Source organism: Mesorhizobium sp. WSM1386 (genome assembly GCF_055901595.1).
This window is the reverse complement of the sequence record NZ_CM148373.1, coordinates 6,153,745-6,175,840: the sequence shown is the minus strand read 5'-3', so window position 1 is coordinate 6,175,840 and position 22,096 is coordinate 6,153,745. Positions and strand designations below refer to the sequence as shown.

The window sequence follows — 22,096 nt, the reverse complement described above, 5'->3', positions numbered from 1 at the left end:
CAGGCCGGCAGGACCACCGAATCCAAGGTTGAGCAAGCCGAATTCCTGCCCAGGAACGCCGGCGGTGATCAGCCCCACTGGGTGGCGCGGGCATGGTCGGCACAGTCGATCAGACATGTTGCGGCAGTCAGTTTGTTACGACTTGATCCGCCCCGGTTGAACCACCATATACCGCCTCCGGCCGCCGGTCTCAGCTTTGCTCTTCTTCGAGGTGTTTATGAAAGATTCGCGCATTCCCGAGCCGGTGTTGACGGCCATGTCGGCGGGGACCCACATCATCCGTGCTTATCGTGAGCACCTTGGATATTCCGTCGAGGACTTGGCAGTGGCGTGCGGGCTTGCCGCTGAGGAAATCCTCAACATTGAGTCCGGTCTGAGATACAACAAGGGCTATCGGGAACGGATCGCAAAATCGCTGTCCCTACCCGCCGGCATCCTTGAGGCGGAGCCGGACATACTGGACGCTGCTTGAATGGTGGAAGGCTGGTTGTCCCCGTTGGTTGCCGGTAACAGGTCTCTCGATTTCGTGTTGTTGGAATCTGGCGTTTGCGCCACGGGCCGCCAGGTGTGCCCAGGATATCACCAACGCTCGCAGAAGATGGTCGCGCTCTCCCTTGGCCTTCTCCATACGTGCCCGGAGAGCCTCGCTGGGGCGCCGCTCGCGCCCGCGTTCGGAGGATGCAGGATCACACATGCATTCCAGTCACGCTAACTTGCAAGCAGATGACCGGCATTTCGTAGGGCGGCCAGGAGGAGACCGGCATCAACGGTGACATCGATCTTTGCCTGTGTTGAGAGAGGCATCCTTGTCCAGTTCTCCAAAGGCGCCATTAGATCTGAGAAAGTGTCATTCACCATGAAATAGTGGGTAAGAAGGCCCTGCCTGTCCAATGCGACCACGCCAGTTTGTTCGACTCGATAGCGTATGGCGGCGATGCGCTGCACCTTCGGGTCACCGTCGACCCGCACGTCGAAAACCAATGTACCCTGGCTCCTCGCCGCTATCTCCCCGGCTCTTTCGCTGAAACTTGATGAGAGAGAGCGGACGCTTTCGACCGCCATCTGGAAAATCGCCCAATCCAGTTCCTGCGAGGCCATGTCGGCAATTGCGCGTAGTAAAGGGGTCATTGCAACGACGCATTCGGCTTGTTCACAGATGTCGGGCTGACGACCGATCCTAGCCGGGGTTCTGCCGCCCATCGTGCTGTCCGATTCGGACTGATGCTGAAGCGAGGGGGGCACGCCCACTGAACTACCTCCCGGCACCACGCTCACTCCCTTGCTCTTGTCAGGCAGCGCGTGGCCTTCGCAAGCCTCCGCTCTCCCACGAGTACGGGAATTCTTCCCCAGCCATGCCGCGAGGCTTCGCATCTGTACTTCTAAGCGTATGCCCGGGTTTGAACATTGACCTAAGGAGGCTCCGCGCTGTCGCGACCCAGCCGTACCCTCGGCGAGTCAGCGCCACAGGGTTCACAAAGTTGACTGGCTGGGCTAGGGGGAGCGCAGAGAAATCTCCGGTCGCAGCCTTACCCGGTCAAAACAAGGATACCACGATGAAGACTCTCGTCATCTGCTCCGGCGGATTGGACTCCGTTTCCCTTGCCCACAAAGTGGCAGCGGAGCACGAACTCGTCGGTCTGCTGTCCTTCGACTACGGCCAGCGGCACAGCAAAGAACTGAAATTCGCCGCGCTGTGCGCACAGCGATTGGACATTGCGCATCAGATCATCGACATCCGTCAAATCGGCCGCGGCCTTTGCGGCTCGGCGCTGACCGGCAGTGTCGACGTGCCGGACGGCCACTACGCCGAAGACACCATGAAGATCACGGTGGTGCCCAACCGAAACGCCATCATGCTGGCCATCGCGTTCGGACTCGCCGCCTCGCACCAGGTCGAAGCCGTGGCGATGGCCGCTCATGGCGGGGACCATTTCATCTATCCAGATTGCCGTCCGCCCTTCATCGAAGCTTTCCAGACGATGCAGGACCGAGCGCTCGACGATGACCCGCAGATCCGCCTTTATACGCCTTATGTGAAGCTCACCAAGGCCGATATCGTCGACGATGGAGCAAGACACGGGACCCCTTTTGCGCAGACCTGGTCCTGCTACAAGGGCGGCGAGCGTCACTGCGGACGATGCGGCACCTGCGTCGAACGGCGCGAGGCGTTTCATCTCGCGCAGCACGCCGATCCAACCGATTATGAGGACACCGATTTCTGGCTTGAGGCGCTGCAGAGGCGGAGCGCCTGATGTTCCGCATCACCAAGGAATTCCACTTCTCGGCCTCGCATCAGCTCACCTCCTTGCCACCTGAACACCAGTGCGCGCGCTTGCACGGGCATAACTACATCGTCGAAGTGGAGCTTTCGGCCAAGGAGCTGGACGCGCACGGCTTCGTGCGCGACTATCACGATCTCGCGCCCCTCAAACGCTATATCGATGAGAGCCTTGACCATCGGCACCTCAACGACGCGCTGGCACATGAGCAGGTCACGGCGGAATACTTGGCCAGGCATTTCTATGAATGGTGCAAGGCACGGCTGCCGGAAACCGCGGCCGTGAGGGTGAGCGAAACCCCGAAAACCTGGGCGGAGTACCGACCGTGACGGACACGCACCCCGCGATCCGGGTCAGCGAGATATTTGGGCCGACGATTCAGGGCGAGGGCGTGCTCATCGGTTTGCCGACCGTCTTCATCAGAACCGGCGGGTGTGACTACCGCTGTTCTTGGTGCGACAGCCTCCATGCGGTGGACAACCAATTCCGCCATGAATGGAAGATGATGCCAGTGGATGCGGTGTGGCAAAGCGTGGTTGCGCTTTCCGGCGGCCGGCCAGTGATGGTGTCGCTGTCGGGCGGCAACCCGGCCATTCAGCCCTTCGGCGGGCTGATCGAGCGGGGCCATGCTGAAGGTTACCGCTTCGCGCTGGAAACCCAAGCTTCGGTGGCCAGGGACTGGTTTGCGGATCTGGACGTGCTGGTCCTCAGCCCAAAGCCGCCGTCAAGCGAAATGAGGACCGATTGGGCTGCATTCGAAGCGTGCATCGAAGCGGCGCGGGAGAAGCCGCAACTCGTGCTCAAGCTCGTTGTTTTCGACGAGAGTGACTACGCCTTCGCCAAAGACGCCGCTGCGCGATTCCCAAGTCTTCCGGTCTATCTGCAACCCGGCAATCACACGCCACCGCGCCTTGGCGATGAAGACGCACCTGTCGACCTTGACGGAATCATGAGACGCATGGAATGGCTAATCGAAAAGGTGACGCGAGACAGATGGTTCGAAGCCCGCGTGTTGCCGCAGCTGCATGTTCTGCTCTGGGGCAACAGGAGGGCCGTCTAGGTCCCGCCTGCCGGTGCGGGAATTGCACCCATCGGATCTTCGGGTAGCCAAACTCGCCCGCATGTGACAGCGCTGCCGGGGTACGCGAGGGGTGCTCAAGGCCGGAGATCAACGAGGCGCTTGCAAAGCGAGCGCACACCAGACGGGCTCGGCTATCGCTTGGGCTTGGTGGGCGCGCGGCCGTGAAACTTCACAACCATCTTCTGCAAAGTGCCGAACATAGGAAGCGCCAATCAAATCCCCTCGCAAATGGCCTGAATGATTCCCGACCTTATGTCGCGAATCGAACGCGGGTTGCGCCGGTCTATGGTGCGCCGGACATAGCTGTCGCGCGTCGCCCCACGGTGTTCGAAGTCAACTGCGCAAGCCAAACGGCGATCTCCAATGCCCGACGCCGGCCCTCTTCGGAGCGCAGCGCTCACGTGAGTTCCTGCTCGCGCTGCCGCATGGCACGCGATTTGCAGTGGCGGGGGTGCAGCGCTTGACCGGAGCGCCGCGACGGGAAGCGCGGCAAGGCGCCGCGACTGCCGGCGCCGCGGGCGTCCTGCGTTTCTTTCTTTATTGGAGCCCACCTATGTCCAGGCTGAATGCCGCCCTTGTCACAGTAATCGCTCTGTTGGCCCTCGCTCTGTTCGTACTGGGAGCGCTGAAACAACAACTGGATACGGCCGAGAACCTGCAACGTCTGGAAGACCAGCGCCTGATAGCGGCTGACTTGCGCATACGCATTCCGCAGCGGCGCGACGCCCTCCTCAACGATCAAGCCTCGCCAGTCGCGGGCAATCCGCTTGGCGATATCGCTGTGGTCTCGTTCTTCGATTACAACTGCGGCTTTTGCCAGGCGGCAGCCCTCGATCTCCAGCAAGCCCTCAAGGATGATCCCAATGTGAAGCTTGTGTTCAAGGACTTCCCAGTCCTGGGGCCAGCTTCCAGATTCTCCGCGCGCGCCGCGCTCGCCTCGCACAAACAGGGGAAGTACGAGGCGTTCCACCTCGCCCTCATGGCTTTCCCCGGCTTGGTCAACGAGCACAGCACCTTGACCGTTGCAGAGCGTGTGGGCCTCGATCTCGAGCAACTGAAGCGGGACATGCAAGACCCGGCCATCACAGATGCCATCACACGCAATCTCGCACTCGCCAAAGATCTGTATATCTACGGCACACCGGCGTTGGTGGTCGGCGACGAGGTGCTCCCAGGGAAAGTCGGCATCGCCAGACTGCAACGCGCCATCGCTGAAGCGCGGGCGGAAGCTAAGGTACAATCTTCGACAGCTGCAAAATCGGCATTTTGACATACTGTCGGCAATGCCGTGGTCGCAGGATCGGTTGTCGGAGTGGTTTTGATGTGCTCCTGAGCGCCTTTTTCGTGGTTGGCTTCTTGACCGCATCGTGACGCAGGCGGGCGCGACGGCGAACGTGGCTGGCGTCCCGCTGTGCAGCTATCGAAACCGACATTGGCGGCGGTCGCGATACCGCTTCCTGAACACCTTCTCCTTTACGCAGTTCAAGGATCCGATGGTTTGACCATCAGTCGCGGTGCCGAATAACAGTCCTGAATCCCGCGCGCCGGGTGCTCGTGAACCGAGCCCACTTTTCTTCGGCAAGCCTCAAGAGGTCTCGGCCATTCGGCTTCGCCCCCTGGCGCATGCAGCCTTTCGGCTGCTGATGGTCGCCGGCCGATTGCCCGGCGGCCTGTTGACGATCCTCGCCAGCCAGGCCGCTGCTCATGTTCTCGCGTATCTTCCTTTCTTTGAGTTCTTCCGTTTACAGCACGAGCCTCACTTGCATCGAGTGCAATCGGATCAGGCGTGAGCGAGCCCTTATCTGATCTTGGAACGGAAGTTCGAGGCTTAACCACGGCAAGGTCGCTATCTCTGGAGGGGCGAGCCCTCGCCTGGCGACCACGGCACCGCCTGGCAAAGGGCGACGTCCTGTCAGAGCGCCGTCAGCGCAATTTTTGACCATCTGTCGGGTGGATGATTGCTATTCCAAAAATCAATTTTACCGACCTAACCAGATCCTATTAGGAATCCTGAATTACAGCGCGTTGGGTATCCTCGTCGTGATTGGTGCTTCGACTGAGGCTACCGGAAAGAATTCGGACGGCATGTGCGGGATTGTTGGTATCGTTGGACAACGGCCCGTGTCGGTGCGGTTGGTCGACGCGTTGAAGCATCTTGAATATCGCGGCTACGATTCCGCCGGCGTTGCAACGATCGCCGAGGGCGCCTTGCAGCGCAGGCGCGCTGAGGGCAAGCTCGTCAATCTCGAGACGAGACTGAATGCAGAGCCGCTGAACGGCACCATCGGCATCGCCCACACGCGCTGGGCAACCCACGGCGCGCCGACGGAACGTAATGCGCACCCGCACTTTGTTGACGGTGTGGCCGTCGTTCATAACGGCATCATCGAGAATTTCGCCGAGCTGAAGGAGGAATTGGTGGCGGCGGGAGCCGAGTTCCAGACCGACACCGACACCGAGGTCGTCGCGCATCTTGTGGCGCGACACCGACAGGAGGGAATGGGGCGGGGCGAAGCGCTGCATGCCATGCTGAAACGTGTCAAGGGCGCCTATGCGCTCGCCGTCCTCTTCGAAGATGATCCGTCGAGCATCATGGCGGCGCGCAATGGACCGCCGCTGGCAATCGGCTACGGCGACGGCGAGATGTTCCTGGGATCCGACGCGGTCGCGCTTGCTCCCTTCACAAATGAAGTCACTTATCTCATGGACGGTGACTGGGCCGTTATCGGTAAGAAGGGCGCTGACATCTTCGATTTCGACGGCTACCCCGTAGAGCGTCTGCGTCAGACCTCCATGGCAACGGTCTATCTGGCCGACAAGGGCAAATATCGTCACTTCATGGAGAAGGAAATCTACGAGCAGCCTGGGGCCATCGCCCATGTGCTCGCCCATTATATCAGCGTGATCGAGAATCGCGCAGATCCGGTTTCTAGCTTCGATTTCGCCAGCATTCCGAGCCTGGCTATCTCTGCCTGCGGCACCGCCTACCTCGCCGGGCTGATCGGAAAATACTGGTTTGAGCGCTATGCTCGCCTGCCGGTCGAAATCGATGTTGCGTCCGAATTCCGCTACCGCGAGATCCCGTTGTCGCCCCAGTCTGCTGCTCTTTTCATTTCGCAGTCTGGCGAAACCGCCGACACGCTGGCTTCACTGAGGTACTGTAAGGCGCTTGGGCTGAAAATTGGCGCTGTCGTCAATACCGCCGAATCGAGCATCGCTCGCGAGGCTGACGCGGTCTTCCCGATCCTTGCCGGCCCGGAGATCGGCGTCGCCTCCACCAAGGCCTTCACCTGCCAGCTTGCCGTTCTTGCCGCACTCGCCATCAGCGCCGCCCGGGCCCGCGGAACCGTAACCGAAGGCGAGGTGCAGGCGCTTTTCATGAGCCTTGCCGAAATGCCGCGCATCATGGGCCGGGTCCTCTACAGCATCCAACCAAAGATCGCGCCCCTGGCGCGCGAATTATCCAAGTATCATCACGTCCTGTATCTCGGCCGTGGCACCAGTTTCCCCCTGGCGATGGAAGGTGCGCTGAAGCTCAAGGAGATTTCCTACATCCACGCCGAGGGCTATGCGGCGGGTGAATTAAAACATGGTCCGATCGCATTGATAGACGAGAATATGCCGGTGATCGTCATCGCGCCATATGATCGCTTTTTCAACAAGACCGTCTCCAATATGGAGGAGGTCGCCGCCCGTGGAGGGCGGATTATCCTCATCACCGATGAACAAGGAGCAGCCGCATCGAAGCTCGCCACGATGCACACAATCGTGCTGCCTGCTGTCGACGAGATAATCGCGCCGATAATCTTCTCGCTGCCGATACAGCTTCTTGCCTATCACACAGCGGTCTTCATGGGCACAGATGTGGACCAGCCGCGCAACCTCGCAAAATCAGTCACCGTCGAATGATTGCAACGAGCTGATAGGCGGCGCCCGTTCATCGGCTACACTTCAGGCTTTAGGACCAGTGCCGTTGAGGTCCGGTGCTTTGGACGGGCAATCCGGCGTTGCATCGTGACCTGCACGCCGCGTCAGCAGCGATGCGGGTACGGCGTCAGCGGAGCCGGTCTAAAAACCTGCCGGTCCATCATTCCCACCCACACTTTCTTAGATCGCCAGCATGAGCTCTGGCGCGGTTTGGGCTTCGTCGATGACAGCCCGTTCACGTCCGACAACCCGACAGGTTCAGCGCGGGCGCCGGTCGGCCGCCGGCGTCATTGGGGCTATTGAAGGCTATCAGCGCGCAGTCTCGAGGGGAAACCGGCTTGGTTGGAGCAAGTTTCTTGTTCGGGCACATCGACCATGTTTATGCGGCCTCCGTCCAGTCTCCGTTGATCTAGACGACCACGGTCCAAGCCAAAAGGGTAAGTGACACCCGCGCCTATCAGCCAGGGATCGAGCTCCGCCTTGCTCGTCTGCTTGTTGTCCGCCACAGTGGCTCCGAATTCCGGCTTGAGGAAAAGCTTCTTCACGTCGAAGTTGACGCCCCAGTGTTGGTCTACCATGTAGTCGAACCCGACCTGCAGCGCGGTGCCGAACGTGTTCTTCACCTTGAGAGCGTCGGCGCTGCCGGCGTCCTGGTTGTCGTATAGTTCACGCCCGCGCCGACATTGGGTCTAAAGGCGCCGAATCGGTAAAACGGTACTGCAATGTCAGCGTCGGCGGCAGCAGCCAAACCTTGCCGATATTGCCCAGCCCACCGATCGAACCCTGGCCCGTGATATTGGCATAGGTGGTGCAGAGGATAAGCTCGGTGGTCGGGGCGGGCAGGGGGTGCTGGTCATGATAGTCATGGCTGGCGAACATCGGGCCGATTGGCGGGCACTGCTGGCCTGACGCTGCGCGAATGGGCTTGGGAGTTCTTACGCCGCAATTCAGCGTTCAAGCGCGACCTAATCGATGCGCGCCAGCAGTGCTATACTTGTCCCACCAACCCTTGCTCGATATCGTCGCGTCGGCCGGCGACCTGTCACGCTGGGGTGTTTTGTTTCGCCGATTCTTGTGGCCGCACTTCGCTCGTATTCTGGTGTCCGGTCAGGGTGCGTGTGCTGCCCGTCATTGCGAACAGCTGTCCGCATCGTCGCCGACAGCGTCCTTCGAGCTCTCGGCATTGCCCTTTCATGCAACCGTGTTGCTGGCGTCCGACAAGAGCCAGCGTGTTCTTCTTAGCAATGCGGACCATGTGCTCCAACTCGCCGTCTCTGGCGCGAATATCCCCACCCTGTTGGCCTGCATGCTCAAGCCACCTGGCCTGCGAGGCTCTGGAAACAACGACTGAGAGGACTCGAATATCTCGATGCTCTCAATCTGACCATCAATTGCCCGCTTGCTTGCGCCGGAAAAGCGCGGCGCCCGTTTGTCCTTCGTTCCTGGTGCACTCGACGGATCGCTCGCCGGAGCAGCGCATCGCGAGCTCGCCGAAGTTCTCATCGGTCAACGACGCGTCCATGCCGATTGGCGGATTCTTGCGATCATCTGCGCGACCGCATCCGCCGCGCCGTCTCCCGTGTGCGCGCGCTTATGAACGGCGGCTACAAAGAGATTTTCTCAGTTGAAAGCGGCAGTCCGCGCTTCATCGGCCGTCAAAAATCCTTCGCTACCTCGTCCTCCGACAGGGCTGATTGCCGCCTTGCGGGTGCCCTCTGGTCCAAGCGTTGATCAATGCCGGGTTGGAGATCGGCTGAGATAACTGTGTGCTTGGAGTGAACCAGGTCGCGCTTGCCCCGCACTGTCCCAGAGTAGCTGTCAGAACCCCGTCTGGGGAAAGTGAATTGCGACCATTCAGTCGCTTCGGCGTTATCAGATGCCCGACAATGTAGAGTACGCAACATAGCAGAAGCCGATCAATCTGCTGCTTGTCTATGCTGTTTCCGTTGGCACGGCACATGCATGGCTATCTTCAGGCGCACGAACTGAGTGGGCCAACCGTCCCAAGAGCGCTGAGTAATGCCCTCCCAAGGCAACCCCGGCCCGGCAGCGAGCTCAGTCTCCTGCCGGGCATCCCCGTTTCAGGTGCACGGCGTCTGGAATCTTCGCCCACAGGCCGCCACCGGGCAGGCGCAACGACAGTGTAACAGGTCTCGCCCACTGCAGAGATGGTTCATTCCAGGTAGTCCTCGCGGCCTTAGCGCAAACCCTCCCGCCCGACACCGGATTGTTTTATACTGCCAAACGGTGTCGCCTCCGACGACATTCGTCCCGTGTTGAGCCCAACCATGCATATTCCAACGCCTCGGTGCGAAACTTCAGACTTGGCTTCGGCAAGCGGCTTGCCGACCTCCGCCGTCAGTATCGTCGGTGTAGTCTATGACCAGCTGATGTCATCGAAACGGCGCTCACCAAACTTTTCACCGTCCGCCACCAGTGCCGGCGCGCCAGGCCCGCCGCAGAATAGGCCAGGAGAGTGATTCAACCACCGTGCCCTAAGCTGGAATCGGCTAAGCTCGCTAACTTGTTAGCAACAGTCTTATCTTGGCCAATCTCATGTGCGCCAGCTGATCCAGCAAAGCGCGCGCCTTTTCGATCGCGTCCGCGCTGGCCGCGTCGACCAAGGCCTCGATCGTCTTGAAACAATCCAACTGCGAAAAACCTCCTCAGTCCCTCTGGCGTCACCCCGGATTTGCTACGCTTAATCCCGTGAGCCTATAGCGCGATTTGTGCTGGCTGTTCGCATCAGCGTTCCCGCCAGGCGCTACCCAGGTGGGTCACCCCAATTGATGCACGCTGCCGATTCTATGAGAGTCCCGGTACTCCCCTCCTGATCCTCCGGAAAAGTGGAGAAACCATGCGGGTATGCGCGTGAACACCTTCGGACAGAACAACGATCCGAATGCGAGTCGGAATGATTATGATCCTCAGGGACGGTCCATCGGATCTTACAATGAAATTTCGGGCTTTCCGGTTGGCACAAGCGTTGCAAAGCCATTTCCAAGAAACAATGAACCGCAATCGCCGCATGTCTAGAGTAAGGGCCGGAGGGCAGCAAATCTTGAGCTTCACCCCCGATACCGTTGCGCGTTGCGGCCAAAGGCGAAGTCTAGCCGTGTGGGAGTCCTACGGGCCTCTTACGGCCGCCTGAGCAGCGTACACCAACTGAGGATGGCATCATGGCTTTCAAACAGATCGACCGCAAATCAGGGAGTTCCTTCGTGAAAAGTATGGTCGTCGGTGCTACAATGGTTTTGGCGCTACTGCCTCCGGCCGTCGGGGCCCAAAACATTGAGGGAGGCAAGTCGGTCTTCAAAAAATGCGCCGCTTGTCACAGCGCTGATACTGGCGCGAACAAGGTCGGGCCAACCTTGAAAGGGGTTGTGGGCCGGACAGCGGGGACCGTCCTTGGGTATTCGTATTCGAAGGCCATGAAGGATATGGGCACAGCCGGCCTCGTATGGGATGAGCCGAATCTGTTGGAGTATCTGAGAAATCCCCAAGCGAAAGTGCCAGCGAACAAAATGGGATTTGCTGGCCTCAAGAATCCCGACGATATCAAGAATGTCATTGCCTATCTCGAGAGTGTGTCAGATTAGAAGCCATTGTCGGCACCTGGTATGTCGCCATCGTTGTCGCTCAGCTAGGTGCGAGGGCCGGCGGCATCGTGGGCCTTTTATGGGTTGGAATCGATCGCCTTACGGCAGCGAGCCAAACTTGGCTGGGCAGAAGCGGGAGCCACCGTAGCCGCGGCCGTGGTCATCATTAAGATTTTCACCAGAGTGTCGATCATCGTCTTCCGTTGGAAAGGACGCGAGTACATATCCGAAGCAGCGGAAATACTGGCGCCCCGGCCGCAAGGCCGCCGCCGCACGTCCAGTCTCGATGCGCTTGAAGTCTTCATCATCGGGCTGATCAATGAGCGCAAGGACATCACGTTGAATGAGATGGTGGAGCGGCTGGGAGGCGAGCGGTCGGTGCGGATCAGCCGCAGCGCCTTGAGCACCTGGCCTTCTCGGCCACGGGTGGACGCGAAAAAAAAGCCCGCACACGCATTTGAGCAGGACCGCCCCGACATCCTGAAGCGCCGCCGTGCCTAGTTCAAGGCCAGCTCGATCTCGATCCGGCGAAGCTCGTGTTCGTCTACGGCGCCATGAAAGCGCCAGAGTTTCGACCTGCGCGGTGCCTTCAGAACGCCTTCCTTTGCGCTGAAGTACGCAGAACGACGAACAGGTTTCGCAAGTCAACGCTCCGCAAAGCAAGGCTTCAGCAGCGAAAGGTGCAATTTCATTCCTCCCGGAATGCTCGACTGATTTGGTCGGACAGCGGCTTCACAAGATAAGAAAGTGCTGTCCGCTCGCTCGTCTGGATCATCGCTTCGGCCGGCATGCCGGGCACGAGCGTCAGGTCATTGAGCTTTGCCAATTCCGAATGGGAAACAGATAGGCGCACCAGGTAGTAGGAAATGCCGGCTTTTTCGTCCGTCGCCAGATCGGCTGCGATCCGGCTGACATATCCGTTCAATTCCGGCGTGGTTCTCAGATTGAAGGCTGACATCCGCAGCACGGCCTTGTGACCAAGCTGGATTTGGTCAATATCCTTCGGGGTGATCCGCAATTCCAGCGCAAGATCGTCGCCTTCCGGCACGATTAGCATAATGGGATCGGCGGGCGTAATCACCCCGCCGACCGTGTGAACTGCGAGTTGTTGAATGGTGCCTGACTGCGGTGCGACAATATCGATCCGTCGTAGTTCGTCTTCAGCCGCCGCCTTGCGCTCAACATATTCCCCAACCTGTGTCTGAACGTCTCTGAACTCCTGGCCGACTTCCGTCTTGAGATCCTGATCGATCTGCAGGATTTGCAGGCGCGTTTCGGTTATGCGACCTTCCGTCTGTGCCTGATGAGCAATTTTCTCACCGCGTTCGCCGCCGAAAGTGGCAACCTGCGTCTTCAGGCTGTTCAAGCGTTGGTCCGACACAATGCCTTGATCGCGCAGCCCACTGAGCACGGCAATTTCCTTTTGGATAACCTCGATGCCTTTCTCATAGGCGACTTCCTGCGCCTTGAGCCCCTCGATCTCGTGCTCATATTGTGTAATGCGCTCCGCTAGCTGCGCCTGTTTTCCTTGGCGGGATTGTCTGCGAAATTCGAACAACCTCATCTCGCTGTGGATTGCCGAAGCAGCGTCCGGAACATGCCTGTGGGCGAGCAGCCAATCCGGGAAGGCGATCTCGGCCAGATCGTCACGCTCAGCTTCGAGTCGCGCCAGCCGGGCGGCCAGCTCATCGAGCCGCTTGATGACAATGGCGAGACTGGTGCGGGTCTGGGTGGCATCGAGCCGAACGAGGATGTCGCCGGCCTTTACCTTTTCGCCTTCGCGCACCAGGATTTCTCCCACGACACCGCCTGTTGGGTGCTGCACCTTCTTCACGTAGGAATCGACGACAAAGTGTCCGGACGCGACAACCGCACCGGAGAGAGTCGTGACCGCCCCCCAGGCTCCGGCTCCTCCGACAAAGATCACGCTCGCCAGAAGGCCCGCCAACAGGTGGCGGTGAATGGAGCGAGAAACGTCATTATTCTGATGAATGCCGGCCATTGGGCTCCTCCATCTCAGCGCGCTCTCCATTGTTATTGTGTGTGCACTCGATCGCCTTGACCCCAGCGCCTGGGGCCACTGCTGCCCCCTTAAGGACCTTGGAAAGGGCTTCATCACGCGGACCGAATGCTCGCTGCCGCCCACCTTCCATCACCAACACGTAATCCACGACGCGGATCGCGCTCGGCCGATGGGCGACAACAACCGCAATGCCGTTGCGCTCGCGCACGGAGGCGATCGCCTTAACGACGGCGGCCTCTCCTTCCGCATCGAGATTGGCATTGGGTTCATCGAGCACAACAAGGAAGGGGTCGCGATAGAGAGCACGGGCAAGACCGATACGCTGGCGTTGCCCGGCGGAAAGCGCCGATCCGGCCTCGCCGATCGGAGTTTCGTAACCGTGCTCAAATCGGAGGATCAGTTCGTGCGTGCCCGCTGCCGTCGCCGCCGCTACAATAGCCTTAGGGTCGGGATCGTCTTCAAATCGAGCGATGTTTTCGGCAATGGTGCCGTCGAACAGTTCAACGCCTTGCGGCAGATAGCCGATATGACGGCCTAGTGCTTCCCGGTCCCATTGATCGAGGCTTGCGCTGTCGATACGAACCTTTCCGGCGGCCGGCGCCCATGCGCCGACGATGGCGCGCGACAGTGTCGACTTGCCGGAACCCGACGCACCGATGATCCCGAGTGCGCTTCCCGCCTGAACGGCGAACGCAAGGCCGATCACGGTTGGCTTGCTTTCGCCGGGCGGAACGATTGTCACGCCGTTGACGCGCAGTTCGCGTTCAGGTGCAGGCATTGGCATAACAGGGGCGGTTTCAGGAACCTTTGCCAGCAGGTCCTCCAGCCGCGCCCAACCCTGGCGCGCCATGAGAAAGGGTTTCCAGCTTGAAATGGCCAGATCGACCGGAGCCAGCGCACGTCCCATCATGATCGAGCTGGCGATCATGACTCCGGCCCTAGCCTCCTGCTCAATGACAAGGTACGCGCCGACGGCAAGAATGGCCGATTGCAACATCATGCGCAGCGATCTTGAAATGCCACCCAGCCCACCTGCCACGTCCCCGGCTTTCCGGTTGGCGGCCAGATACTTGGCATTGGCCTTGTGCCATCGGGCAGCGATCCGCTTTCCGAGACCGAGAGCTTGCACGACCTCGGCATTGCGGCGCGCTGCTTCCAGTAGACCACTGCGTACCATGCTGTGGGCAATCGTATCGCGTATCGCCCGTCGCGAGAGAGCGTTGGCAAGAAGTGTCAGAGATATGAGGATGATCGCTCCGACAAGCGCCGTCATGCCGATCCAGAAGTGAAAGAGAAAGCAAATGCCAAGATAAAACAGCATCCACGGCAGATCGAAAAACGCCGTCGGGCCGTTTCCACCTAAGAATGCGCGAACATTGTCGAGATCACGAAGCGGCTGCAGCCCGTCGCCAGGCATACGCGTTGAAAGCGGAAGGCGAACGATCGCATCGTGAACGCGTCCGGAAAACTGTCCATCGAAACGCTCCCCGATCCGCAGCAGTACGCGGGCGCGAAGAATGTCGAGCAGGCATTGGAACGCAAAGAGCCCCGCAGCAAGTACGACGAGCCCCACCAGCGTCGGTACGCTGCCACTGGCCAGAACGCGGTCGTAGACCTGCAGCATGAACAGCGGCGAGATCAGCGCAAGCACGTTAACCACGCCACTGATTAGTAAAATTCCCCACATAGTGGAGGTCAGAGGGAAAAGTCTCAAAGCTGAAATGTTCCGGGGATGGTTACTCAGGGCGCCCTCCGTTAACAAGCATTGTGAGGATCTGTCGATCCAGCACCGCATAGTGCTCGCCGCAGGAGCCTAGACACTGACCGCATCCGCTCGCTGATCCAGGGCAACAGTGTTTCGCGCCGAATGCGTCTGATCCCGGCATATGATGATGCGCGTCAACAACAGCCTCCGGCTGAACCTTTGGAGGGGTAACTTTATCGACGCAGGCAGCAGGCCAGAACAGCCTTACCGCCTCGACTATGTCGGCCTCAGGGAGGGGTTCGGGCTCGACCCACAGGTTTAATCGCGCTTCGCCCGCTCCGGAACCCGCGGCCAGCGGCAAGTAGCGGAAAGGAAAGCGCCCGCCGGGGGGCGGGGGCGCGGGTTCATATGGGGTTTTCCGGATTAAATGTAGGTGAAATCCGACGCGGTCAGACCTAGGTCGGCCATGGCGCTAAAGCTCGTCACACCACTTATGTTGACGAAGTCATGCGCCTGGTTCTCGCCGGTGACATACGCCAGCTTCGCCATTTTGCTAAAATCGTCGTGGCAGTAGTAGACGATGATGTCGCCGACGGCCTCGCCGGAGATCTTAAGCGCTGCGTCAGAGGCAGTCTCAAAAGAACCGTCAGTGATCACTACCACATGCTCGCCCTTCGCACCCGCAGACGGACCGCTGTAGAAGCTGCTCACCGGGCTGCCAGACTTTGCGGCGGCGTTGTTGACGAAGTTCGCGCCAAAACCGTCGTCGCCGACGCCCACCGCATCGAAGGCGAAAGTGTCCTCCTTCGCGTTGAAATCGCTGATAGTGGTAATGTCCGCCAGTCCCTCGACTACTCCGTGGATCGGATTGTGGAACTGGAACAAAAACGTGTCATTGCCGCCCCCCCCCGTCAAATTGTCGTTGCCGTCACCCACGTAGAGGACATCGTTGCCGGGACCGCCGAAGAGCTTGTCATTATCCTCACCGACCAGGCGCGGTTGGAAGCGGCCGTTGTCGCCGCGAAGATAATCGTCGCCCGTTCCGCCCCAGATTCGGTCATTTCCCTCGCCGCCGATGCCGTGATCATCGCCATGGCCACCTGCGATCTTGTCATTGCCGCGACGACCTTCAAGCCGGTCATTGCCCTCGTCACCCGCCATCCAATCGTCGAGATCGGTGCCGATGAGCAATTCGGGACGCTCGGACCTACCCTCGATTATGTCTGCCATCGCAAATACTCCCTATGATGCATCCACCACTACACGACGCCTTTATAGTCCTCACCGGAAAATTTGATTAATCGATTGCTTTGATGAGGGACATTTGCGGAATGGATGCATTCATAGGCGGCTTCGCCACTCGCGCCAACCCGGCCACGGCGAAGGCGTGCGGCGTTTCCGACATGGCCTTCCACAAGAAAGCTGGCCTGAGGATCGAGGACATGGTCAGAAGCAAGTGGGTCTATCGCAAGCTGCGCAACTTCCGCGCCGGGATCGGGGCCGGCATTTCATGCCTCAAGCGTGCTTACGGGTTGGCGCACGCACTTGGCGCGGCCTCGATCACTTCAGACCTACGTCTGGTCCTCGGTCGTGGCCTACAACCTCGTCATCTTCACCCGCCTCAAGCCGACCTGAACTGCCCCCGGGATCGCAGGTTGCCCCACGCCGACCCATGCCGGCCGCCACCGCATGCACCGGTGACACTATTTTGGCGACAAACAGCACTCTTCGACCCGTCCGCGCCCGTCAAGGCGCCTTCAATCGTGCGCAACTCATCAAAACGGACTGAAATAAGCAGGTTTACGGATGGAAACTAGTCTAGTGCCCGTCCATAAACCCACTATTTTATTACAATAGTTTGCGACTCAATGGGCAGCGCCTTCGAAGCTGTGTGGTCGGCATGATGGGTGCAAATCGCCGGCGAAAGGGCTTTCTGGCGAGAATACGCGCACAGCCAGCGACCGGCGCTCGCCGGTCCATCTCGACCTGGTCGAATGGGGATGTCAGGTTAGCCTGAGATGCGCGAAGAGGGCGAGGTTGTAAGCCACCACTGAGGACCAGACGTAAGTCTTGAAGTGGTCGAGCCCGCGCCAGGTGCAGCGTCCCAGACCATAGGCCCGCTTGAGGCAGGAGATGCCGGCCTCGATGCCGGCGCGGAAGTTTCTGAGCTTGCGGTAGACCCAGCGGCTTTTGACCATGTCTTCGATCTCGAGGCCGGCCTTTTTGTGGAAGGCCATGTCGCTGATGCCGAGCTCCTTGGCCTGGCGCAGATTGTTGTGGCTGGCATAGCCGCCGTCGGCTGCCGCCTGCTGCGGCGCCTCGCCATAGAAGGCGATGTGGCGTTCCAGCATCGGCAAGAGACGCTCGCTGTCAGCCGGGTTGCCGGCTTCGATGACGAGATCGAGGATCAGTCCGCTTCTGCCGCTGGTGAGGTTGATTTTGTGGCCATATTGGACGTCGCGGCTGCCCTTGATGATGATTTCGGCATGCGGCTCGAACAAGCTCACCAGCTTCTCGCCGGCCGGCACCGCCTCGCCGGCCAGCACCCGCCGCTCGGTCTGAGCGATGATCCGCTCGATCAGCAGCCGGTAGTAGCCGACAACGGCCTGCCACAGTTCGCCGGCCGGGCCCGACGCCAAGGGCAACTGCGCCGCCGCCTGGTTCAGATACTCCAGGGTTTTGTGGGTGATTGTGAGCAGCTCGCGGTAGCGCTTGATCCGTTTCGGGCGACCGCGGGCATACTGGATCGTCCGGGCCCGCTTCTTTGCCGCGCGGCAGTGATCGTGCCATGGGATGATGCTGCCCAAGGCATCGGCCGCATCGAGAAGCCGCACCATCACCCGCACGCAGTCCCACAAAAGGCTACTGTCGCTCGGCTCGTGCATTAGCGCTGCAGTGACGGTGCTGTCGACACGCACGAGCTTGCCGCTTTCCATCTTGTCCCGCCGGGCGCTCAAAAGCAGCGTCCGATTGATTTCTTCCCAGGTCTCGGCCCGAAGCGCGCTGATCGTCTTGTGCAAGACCGACTTCTTCGGGCTCCAGCCCCACGGCAGCCGGGCAAAAGCTCGGAACGAGGCGGAGTCTTCCAGATGGAAGGCCAGCTCTTGATAGCTCAGTTGGCGGTGCTGCTTGAGCAAAGCGCAGCGCAGCACGGCTCGCGGCCGGTTTCCTTGACCCCATGCCGGCGCAAGTCCCCAGCCGCTAACTCGAGCAGGTCGCGATGGGCGTCCAGCCATTGCGACATCGCTTTCAGTTCACAGCCGATCTCGTGTCCGCAGAAAAGATCGAATATACTGCTCTGGACGGTGCGTTCTTGACGCATTGTTGGCTCCGGCGGTTGCGGGTTTGTCTTTAGAATCAGTCGCTTGATCTAAAGTGTACCTGAAACCGCCGGGCTTTACTTGCGGAAATGTCGCGATTCTTCCAACAAATTCAGCAGCTTGCCGTTTATGGATGGGCACTAGTCTAGCGCAACGTCTAGCATTCCGCCCTTTCGTCATGAATGAAACGGATTCCAAGCGATCCTTGCTCGTCCACGACAGTCGTTACATGGAAACCTGTAGGCACAAAAGGTGCTGCCTTTCTCGTTTGAGCCACCGGTTCAGCGGCGTTGGGGGCGATCGCCTGTGCAATTCACATACGCGGCCCGTTGCTTGGTTGTCGACGGCCATCGTAATGAATGGTTGCGTGCGGTTTGTATGTAGGCCGTAATGGATACCCGTTTCGAAGGCAAAAGGGCGCCTTTTGGGCGCCCTTTTCCACTTGTGAAGGCTAACGGGTCTTAGGCTTCTTAGAAATCCATGCCGCCCATGCCGCCCATGCCGCCCATGCCGCCCATGCCGCCGCCCATGCCGCCAGGCATGCCGCCGCCGCCAGCCGACTCCTTCTTCGGAGCCTCCGCGATCATGGCTTCGGTGGTGACGAGCAGGCCGGCGACCGAGGCCGCGTCCTGGAGAGCCGTACGGACAACCTTGACCGGATCGACGATACCCATGGCGATCATGTCGCCATATTCGCCCGACTGGGCGTTGTAGCCGAAGGTCGCGCCCTTGTTCTCAAGGATCTTGCCGGCAACGATCGAAGCTTCCGCACCGGCGTTGGCCGCGATCTGGCGGGCCGGAGCCTGCAGCGCACGACGCACGATGTTGATGCCGGCGGCCTGGTCGGCATTGACGCCGGTGGCCTTGATGTTGGCCGAAGCGCGCAGCAGGGCAACGCCGCCGCCTGCAACGATGCCTTCTTCCACGGCCGCGCGGGTCGCGTTGAGGGCGTCATCGACGCGGTCCTTCTTTTCCTTGACTTCGACTTCCGTCGCACCGCCGACGCGGATCACCGCAACGCCGCCCGCGAGCTTCGCGAGACGTTCCTGCAGCTTCTCCTTGTCGTAGTCCGAAGTGGTCTCTTCGATCTGCTGCTTGATCTGAGCAACGCGGCCCTGGATCTCGGCCTTCTTGCCGGCGCCGTCGACGATGGTGGTGTTCTCCTTGGAGATCGACACCTTCTTGGCGCGGCCGAGCATGTTGAGGCCGACATTCTCGAGCTTGATGCCGAGGTCTTCCGAGATGACCTGGCCACCGGTGAGGATGGCGATGTCTTCCAGCATGGCCTTGCGGCGATCACCGAAGCCCGGAGCCTTGACGGCGGCGATCTTCAGGCCGCCACGCAGCTTGTTGACGACCAGCGTGGCCAGGGCCTCGCCTTCGACGTCTTCCGAGATGATGAGCAGCGGCTTGGAGGTCTGCACGACGGCTTCGAGAACCGGCAGCATCGCCTGCAGGTTGGAGAGCTTCTTCTCGTGGAGCAGGATGTAGGCGTCCTCGAGATCGGCAACCATCTTGTCGGCGTTGGTGACGAAGTAGGGCGAGAGGTAGCCGCGGTCGAACTGCATGCCTTCGACGACTTCGAGTTCGGTCTCGGCGGTCTTGGCTTCCTCAACCGTGATGACGCCTTCGTTGCCGACCTTCTGCATCGCTTCGGCGATCATGGCACCAACCGACTCGTCCCCATTGCCGGCGATGGTGCCGACCTGGGCGACTTCCTCGGAGGTCTTGATCTTCTTGGCAGCCTCGCCGAGCGCCGCGACGACTTCGGTGACGGCGAGATCGATGCCGCGCTTCAGGTCCATCGGGTTCATGCCGGCGGCAACGGCCTTATGGCCTTCCTGGACGATCGACTGCGCCAGAACGGTCGCGGTCGTGGTGCCGTCGCCGGCAATGTCGTTGGTCTTCGAAGCAACTTCGCGGACCATCTGCGCGCCCATGTTCTCGAACTTGTCTTCGAGCTCGATTTCCTTGGCGACGGTGACGCCGTCCTTGGTGATGCGCGGGGCGCCGAACGACTTGTCGATGACGACGTTGCGACCCTTGGGGCCGAGCGTGACCTTCACCGCGTCGGCGAGGATGTTGACGCCGCGCAGCATGCGCTCGCGGGCATCACGGGAGAATTTTACGTCTTTGGCAGCCATTTTTAGCTCCTGGCAGGGGCTTTGGTCGAGCCCGGGAATTCAGTTGACGGGGAAAGGCCTGATATCAGCCGATAATGCCCATGATGTCGGATTCCTTCATGATCAGAAGGTCCTCGCCATTGAGCTTGACTTCCGTGCCCGACCACTTGCCGAACAGGATGCGGTCGCCGTCCTTGACGTCCAGCGGGACCAGCTTGCCAGCTTCGTCGCGAGCGCCGGAGCCGACGGCGATGATCTCGCCTTCCTGCGGCTTTTCCTTTGCCGTATCCGGGATGATGATCCCGCCAGCGGTCTTGGATTCGGATTCGACCCGGCGAACGACCACGCGGTCATGCAGCGGTCGGAAGTTCGACTTTGCCATTTTTGGATGTCCCTGGTGTGGATGGTTGAACAGTTCTCCGTAGCCGGAGCGTCGTTAGCACTCTACTCCGGCGAGTGCTAACGATGCACAAATAGGCCTTGGATTATTTTCGGTCAAGACTGGAGGAGGGGGCATTCGGGCACGCCGCTAAGCCTGCGACCTGCGGATTTGGCTTGTAAGCGATTGCCCGTTCATAGTGCAAGTTCTCCGGCACTGGACATACTGTCAGGCGCTGGCTCAATTATTCTACAGGCTATCACATCGATCCTCATTGCCGTCCCCTTCAGTAGGTTTAGCCGGTCGATCGTTCTGCCGCCGGTGCGACCAGAGCTTCAAAATTCATGCCAAGCGGGCGAAAAGAGTGACGGCATTTGTTCTCCCTTCGGAATCGGTCAAACGAGATCACGCCCCCTGCATCATCGTGTCGCGGAGTCTACAAAGCTGACACGAGGTTGGTCGACATGCATCATTTGGAAGAATGCCGCGAGATCCTCGCGGCCAAGGACTTCTGCCGCGTAAAGCAGTGCGCAAGCGACTGCGCCAGTGCTTTTTTAAAGGTGTGGGCTCATTGCCAGGTGCGACTTGCTCCCGCATTGCCTTATCCCATATAGCTCGGCGCGACACAGGAGTCGCCAGAGCTTCAATCCATCAGCCGCGGCTCTCTTGCCCATTCATTTAACAAGGAAGAGATTATGAGGCGGCAGACTCGACCGTTCATAGTGGAGGTCAAACACAAGCGCAGTCATCCGCGACGAGGTGGTGCCATCTGGGCCGATGTCGATCTCTCCGCAGCTATGGCCGAGACGACAACGGAGATTGAACAGACCGAGCGGCCGATGGCTGGATGTATTGACTCCACTCCGTCACCCCCTGATGCTGAACATATGCACAGTCCACGAGCGGAGCATCTTATGCCAGAACCGTCGCACGCCAAGTCAGAAGCCGGAACCGAACCGCCAGCCAACAGGAAAAGCCCAAAATCGAATAATAAGGTAAAGGCGCAGCCCAGGAAGGGTACACCGGAGAATGGATCCAGTGCGGCGCCCCGGCCGGAGAAAGTGCCAGCAGCGACAGTGCGAAGGGGCCGCAAGATCTACTCTGACGAGGAACGGACCCAGAAACTGACCCAAATCGAGATGTTGATCAGCGGCGGCGCCACTGGGAGAAGCGCTGTAAAGCAGGCTGGGATATCGGAGCAGACCTACTATCTCTGGAAGAAGGTCACGAATCCTTCAGCAGATGGTGACAATCCGCAGGGTCTGGTCGAACTTGAGGAAGAAAACAGGCGGCTGAAGAACCTGCTGGCCGAACGCCTGCGCAAGGAGAACTTGGAACTTAAAAGGAAACTTGGACTGCAATAGCACCCCAGCGTCGCAAATCGGGCGTTTGATCGTCCCTGGAATTCCGGCCCTTTTCAAGCACCTTCACCATCGGCCTGAAATGACTGCTCCCGGCTTCGATGACACGGCACGTGAGCAGCGGAAACAGATCAGTGTAACGGACCCGAGGCGGTCTCTTAAGGGGTTAGACCGACGGTCGGCGACAGCCGGGATCTGAACGTCATGAACAGCCATGCGCGGAATTTGCTCACGAAACCGGTAAATCTCCAGAGCAAGGCCGCCGCCGTTCGTCGAAAGTGGCGACCACCGGATGTTTT

Annotated in this window: 16 protein-coding genes and 4 pseudogenes; 11 read left to right on the top strand and 9 right to left on the bottom strand. The window is 59.8% G+C overall.

The features are described 5' to 3' along the window. The first annotated feature begins 217 nt into the window (after positions 1-217). On the top strand, positions 218-472 hold the full coding sequence (locus AC0NIH_RS30115; RefSeq protein WP_473469412.1) for a helix-turn-helix domain-containing protein: 255 nt from the start codon (positions 218-220) through the stop codon (positions 470-472). 236 nt (positions 473-708) lie between these two features. On the opposite strand, the gene AC0NIH_RS30110 is transcribed toward AC0NIH_RS30115, so the two are convergent. After that, entirely contained in the window at positions 709-1,098 is a 390-nt protein-coding gene (locus AC0NIH_RS30110; protein ID WP_473469431.1) for a hypothetical protein, read from the bottom strand. Positions 1,099-1,553: 455 nt separating this feature from the next. Here AC0NIH_RS30110 and queC point away from each other — a divergent pair, with 455 nt between their 5' ends. The 5 genes from queC to glmS all read left to right on the top strand — a co-directional run bounded on the left by queC (position 1,554) and on the right by glmS (position 7,269). After that, the gene (queC, locus tag AC0NIH_RS30105) at positions 1,554-2,252 is read left to right on the top strand and encodes a 7-cyano-7-deazaguanine synthase QueC (RefSeq protein ID WP_473469410.1); all 699 of its coding nucleotides are present in this window, start codon (positions 1,554-1,556) and stop codon (positions 2,250-2,252) included. After that, a complete protein-coding gene (gene queD, locus AC0NIH_RS30100; protein ID WP_473469408.1) occupies positions 2,252-2,608 on the top strand; it encodes a 6-carboxytetrahydropterin synthase QueD in 357 nt (118 codons plus the stop codon). Before queC ends, queD begins: the two co-directional genes overlap by 1 nt. Continuing rightward, a complete protein-coding gene (queE, locus tag AC0NIH_RS30095; RefSeq protein ID WP_473469406.1) occupies positions 2,605-3,339 on the top strand; it encodes a 7-carboxy-7-deazaguanine synthase QueE in 735 nt (244 codons plus the stop codon). The genes queD and queE overlap by 4 nt, the downstream gene beginning before the upstream one ends. Before the next feature lie 574 nt (positions 3,340-3,913). Continuing rightward, the gene (locus AC0NIH_RS30090) at positions 3,914-4,630 is read left to right on the top strand and encodes a DsbA family protein (RefSeq protein ID WP_473469404.1); all 717 of its coding nucleotides are present in this window, start codon (positions 3,914-3,916) and stop codon (positions 4,628-4,630) included. 815 nt (positions 4,631-5,445) lie between these two features. Then, positions 5,446-7,269: a glutamine--fructose-6-phosphate transaminase (isomerizing) gene (gene glmS, locus AC0NIH_RS30085; protein WP_473469429.1), complete on the top strand. Its 1,824-nt coding sequence runs from the start codon at positions 5,446-5,448 to the stop codon at positions 7,267-7,269. Positions 7,270-7,718: 449 nt separating this feature from the next. Here the strand turns inward: glmS and AC0NIH_RS30080 are convergent. Next, positions 7,719-8,112: pseudogene (locus AC0NIH_RS30080) on the bottom strand (OmpW/AlkL family protein); the annotation flags it as partial. A gap of 169 nt (positions 8,113-8,281) precedes the next feature. Between AC0NIH_RS30080 and AC0NIH_RS30075 the strand changes: the two are divergent. Then, positions 8,282-8,638, top strand: coding sequence for a hypothetical protein (locus AC0NIH_RS30075; protein WP_473469435.1), 357 nt, complete (start codon positions 8,282-8,284; stop codon positions 8,636-8,638). Between the two features lie 36 nt (positions 8,639-8,674). Here AC0NIH_RS30075 and AC0NIH_RS30070 read toward each other — a convergent pair whose 3' ends face one another. Continuing rightward, positions 8,675-8,797: a hypothetical protein gene (locus AC0NIH_RS30070; RefSeq protein WP_473469433.1), complete on the bottom strand. Its 123-nt coding sequence runs from the start codon at positions 8,795-8,797 to the stop codon at positions 8,675-8,677. Positions 8,798-10,535: 1,738 nt separating this feature from the next. On the opposite strand from AC0NIH_RS30070, the gene AC0NIH_RS30065 reads away from it, so the two are divergent. Both AC0NIH_RS30065 and AC0NIH_RS30060 read left to right on the top strand, forming a co-directional pair. Further along, positions 10,536-10,886 (top strand): c-type cytochrome, encoded by a 351-nt coding sequence (locus tag AC0NIH_RS30065; RefSeq protein ID WP_473469427.1) that lies wholly within the window; start codon positions 10,536-10,538, stop codon positions 10,884-10,886. Positions 10,887-11,087: 201 nt separating this feature from the next. Next, positions 11,088-11,431: pseudogene (locus AC0NIH_RS30060) on the top strand (IS630 family transposase); the annotation flags it as partial. 143 nt (positions 11,432-11,574) lie between these two features. Here the strand turns inward: AC0NIH_RS30060 and AC0NIH_RS30055 are convergent. The 3 genes from AC0NIH_RS30055 to AC0NIH_RS30045 all read right to left on the bottom strand — a co-directional run bounded on the left by AC0NIH_RS30055 (position 11,575) and on the right by AC0NIH_RS30045 (position 15,844). Continuing rightward, positions 11,575-12,888, bottom strand: coding sequence for an HlyD family type I secretion periplasmic adaptor subunit (locus tag AC0NIH_RS30055; RefSeq protein WP_473469402.1), 1,314 nt, complete (start codon positions 12,886-12,888; stop codon positions 11,575-11,577). Beyond that, complete coding sequence (locus AC0NIH_RS30050) at positions 12,866-14,596, bottom strand: type I secretion system permease/ATPase (protein WP_473469400.1); 1,731 nt, start codon at positions 14,594-14,596, stop codon at positions 12,866-12,868. The genes AC0NIH_RS30055 and AC0NIH_RS30050 overlap by 23 nt, the downstream gene beginning before the upstream one ends. A 441-nt stretch (positions 14,597-15,037) precedes the next feature. Next, the gene (locus AC0NIH_RS30045; protein WP_473469398.1) at positions 15,038-15,844 is read right to left on the bottom strand and encodes a calcium-binding protein; all 807 of its coding nucleotides are present in this window, start codon (positions 15,842-15,844) and stop codon (positions 15,038-15,040) included. Between the two features lie 116 nt (positions 15,845-15,960). Between AC0NIH_RS30045 and AC0NIH_RS30040 the strand changes: the two are divergent. Further along, positions 15,961-16,249: pseudogene (locus tag AC0NIH_RS30040) on the top strand (ISNCY family transposase); the annotation flags it as partial. A 368-nt stretch (positions 16,250-16,617) separates the two neighbouring features. On the opposite strand, the pseudogene AC0NIH_RS30035 reads toward AC0NIH_RS30040, so the two are convergent. The 3 genes and pseudogenes from AC0NIH_RS30035 to groES form a co-directional block, all read right to left on the bottom strand. Then, positions 16,618-17,936 (bottom strand): annotated as a pseudogene (locus AC0NIH_RS30035) (ISNCY family transposase). A gap of 468 nt (positions 17,937-18,404) precedes the next feature. Further along, positions 18,405-20,078: a chaperonin GroEL gene (gene groL, locus AC0NIH_RS30030; protein WP_474025096.1), complete on the bottom strand. Its 1,674-nt coding sequence runs from the start codon at positions 20,076-20,078 to the stop codon at positions 18,405-18,407. A 64-nt stretch (positions 20,079-20,142) separates the two neighbouring features. Further along, the gene (groES, locus tag AC0NIH_RS30025) at positions 20,143-20,439 is read right to left on the bottom strand and encodes a co-chaperone GroES (RefSeq protein ID WP_473468798.1); all 297 of its coding nucleotides are present in this window, start codon (positions 20,437-20,439) and stop codon (positions 20,143-20,145) included. A gap of 692 nt (positions 20,440-21,131) precedes the next feature. Here groES and AC0NIH_RS30020 point away from each other — a divergent pair. Then, positions 21,132-21,800, top strand: coding sequence for a transposase (locus AC0NIH_RS30020; protein ID WP_473468800.1), 669 nt, complete (start codon positions 21,132-21,134; stop codon positions 21,798-21,800). Positions 21,801-22,096: the final 296 nt, after the last annotated feature.

Bases quoted from the DNA above. Each gene is read 5' to 3' on its own strand.
- AC0NIH_RS30115 (WP_473469412.1), top strand. From the start codon at position 218: ATGAAAGATTCGCGCATTCCCGAGCCGGTGTTGACGGCCATGTCGGCG.
- AC0NIH_RS30110 (WP_473469431.1), bottom strand. From the start codon at position 1,098: ATGGCCTCGCAGGAACTGGATTGGGCGATTTTCCAGATGGCGGTCGAA.
- queC (WP_473469410.1), top strand. From the start codon at position 1,554: ATGAAGACTCTCGTCATCTGCTCCGGCGGATTGGACTCCGTTTCCCTT.
- queD (WP_473469408.1), top strand. From the start codon at position 2,252: ATGTTCCGCATCACCAAGGAATTCCACTTCTCGGCCTCGCATCAGCTC.
- AC0NIH_RS30090 (WP_473469404.1), top strand. From the start codon at position 3,914: ATGTCCAGGCTGAATGCCGCCCTTGTCACAGTAATCGCTCTGTTGGCC.
- glmS (WP_473469429.1), top strand. From the start codon at position 5,446: ATGTGCGGGATTGTTGGTATCGTTGGACAACGGCCCGTGTCGGTGCGG.
- AC0NIH_RS30065 (WP_473469427.1), top strand. From the start codon at position 10,536: ATGGTTTTGGCGCTACTGCCTCCGGCCGTCGGGGCCCAAAACATTGAG.
- AC0NIH_RS30055 (WP_473469402.1), bottom strand. From the start codon at position 12,888: ATGGCCGGCATTCATCAGAATAATGACGTTTCTCGCTCCATTCACCGC.
- AC0NIH_RS30050 (WP_473469400.1), bottom strand. From the start codon at position 14,596: ATGTGGGGAATTTTACTAATCAGTGGCGTGGTTAACGTGCTTGCGCTG.
- AC0NIH_RS30045 (WP_473469398.1), bottom strand. From the start codon at position 15,844: ATGGCAGACATAATCGAGGGTAGGTCCGAGCGTCCCGAATTGCTCATC.
- groL (WP_474025096.1), bottom strand. From the start codon at position 20,078: ATGGCTGCCAAAGACGTAAAATTCTCCCGTGATGCCCGCGAGCGCATG.
- groES (WP_473468798.1), bottom strand. From the start codon at position 20,439: ATGGCAAAGTCGAACTTCCGACCGCTGCATGACCGCGTGGTCGTTCGC.
- AC0NIH_RS30020 (WP_473468800.1), top strand. From the start codon at position 21,132: ATGAGGCGGCAGACTCGACCGTTCATAGTGGAGGTCAAACACAAGCGC.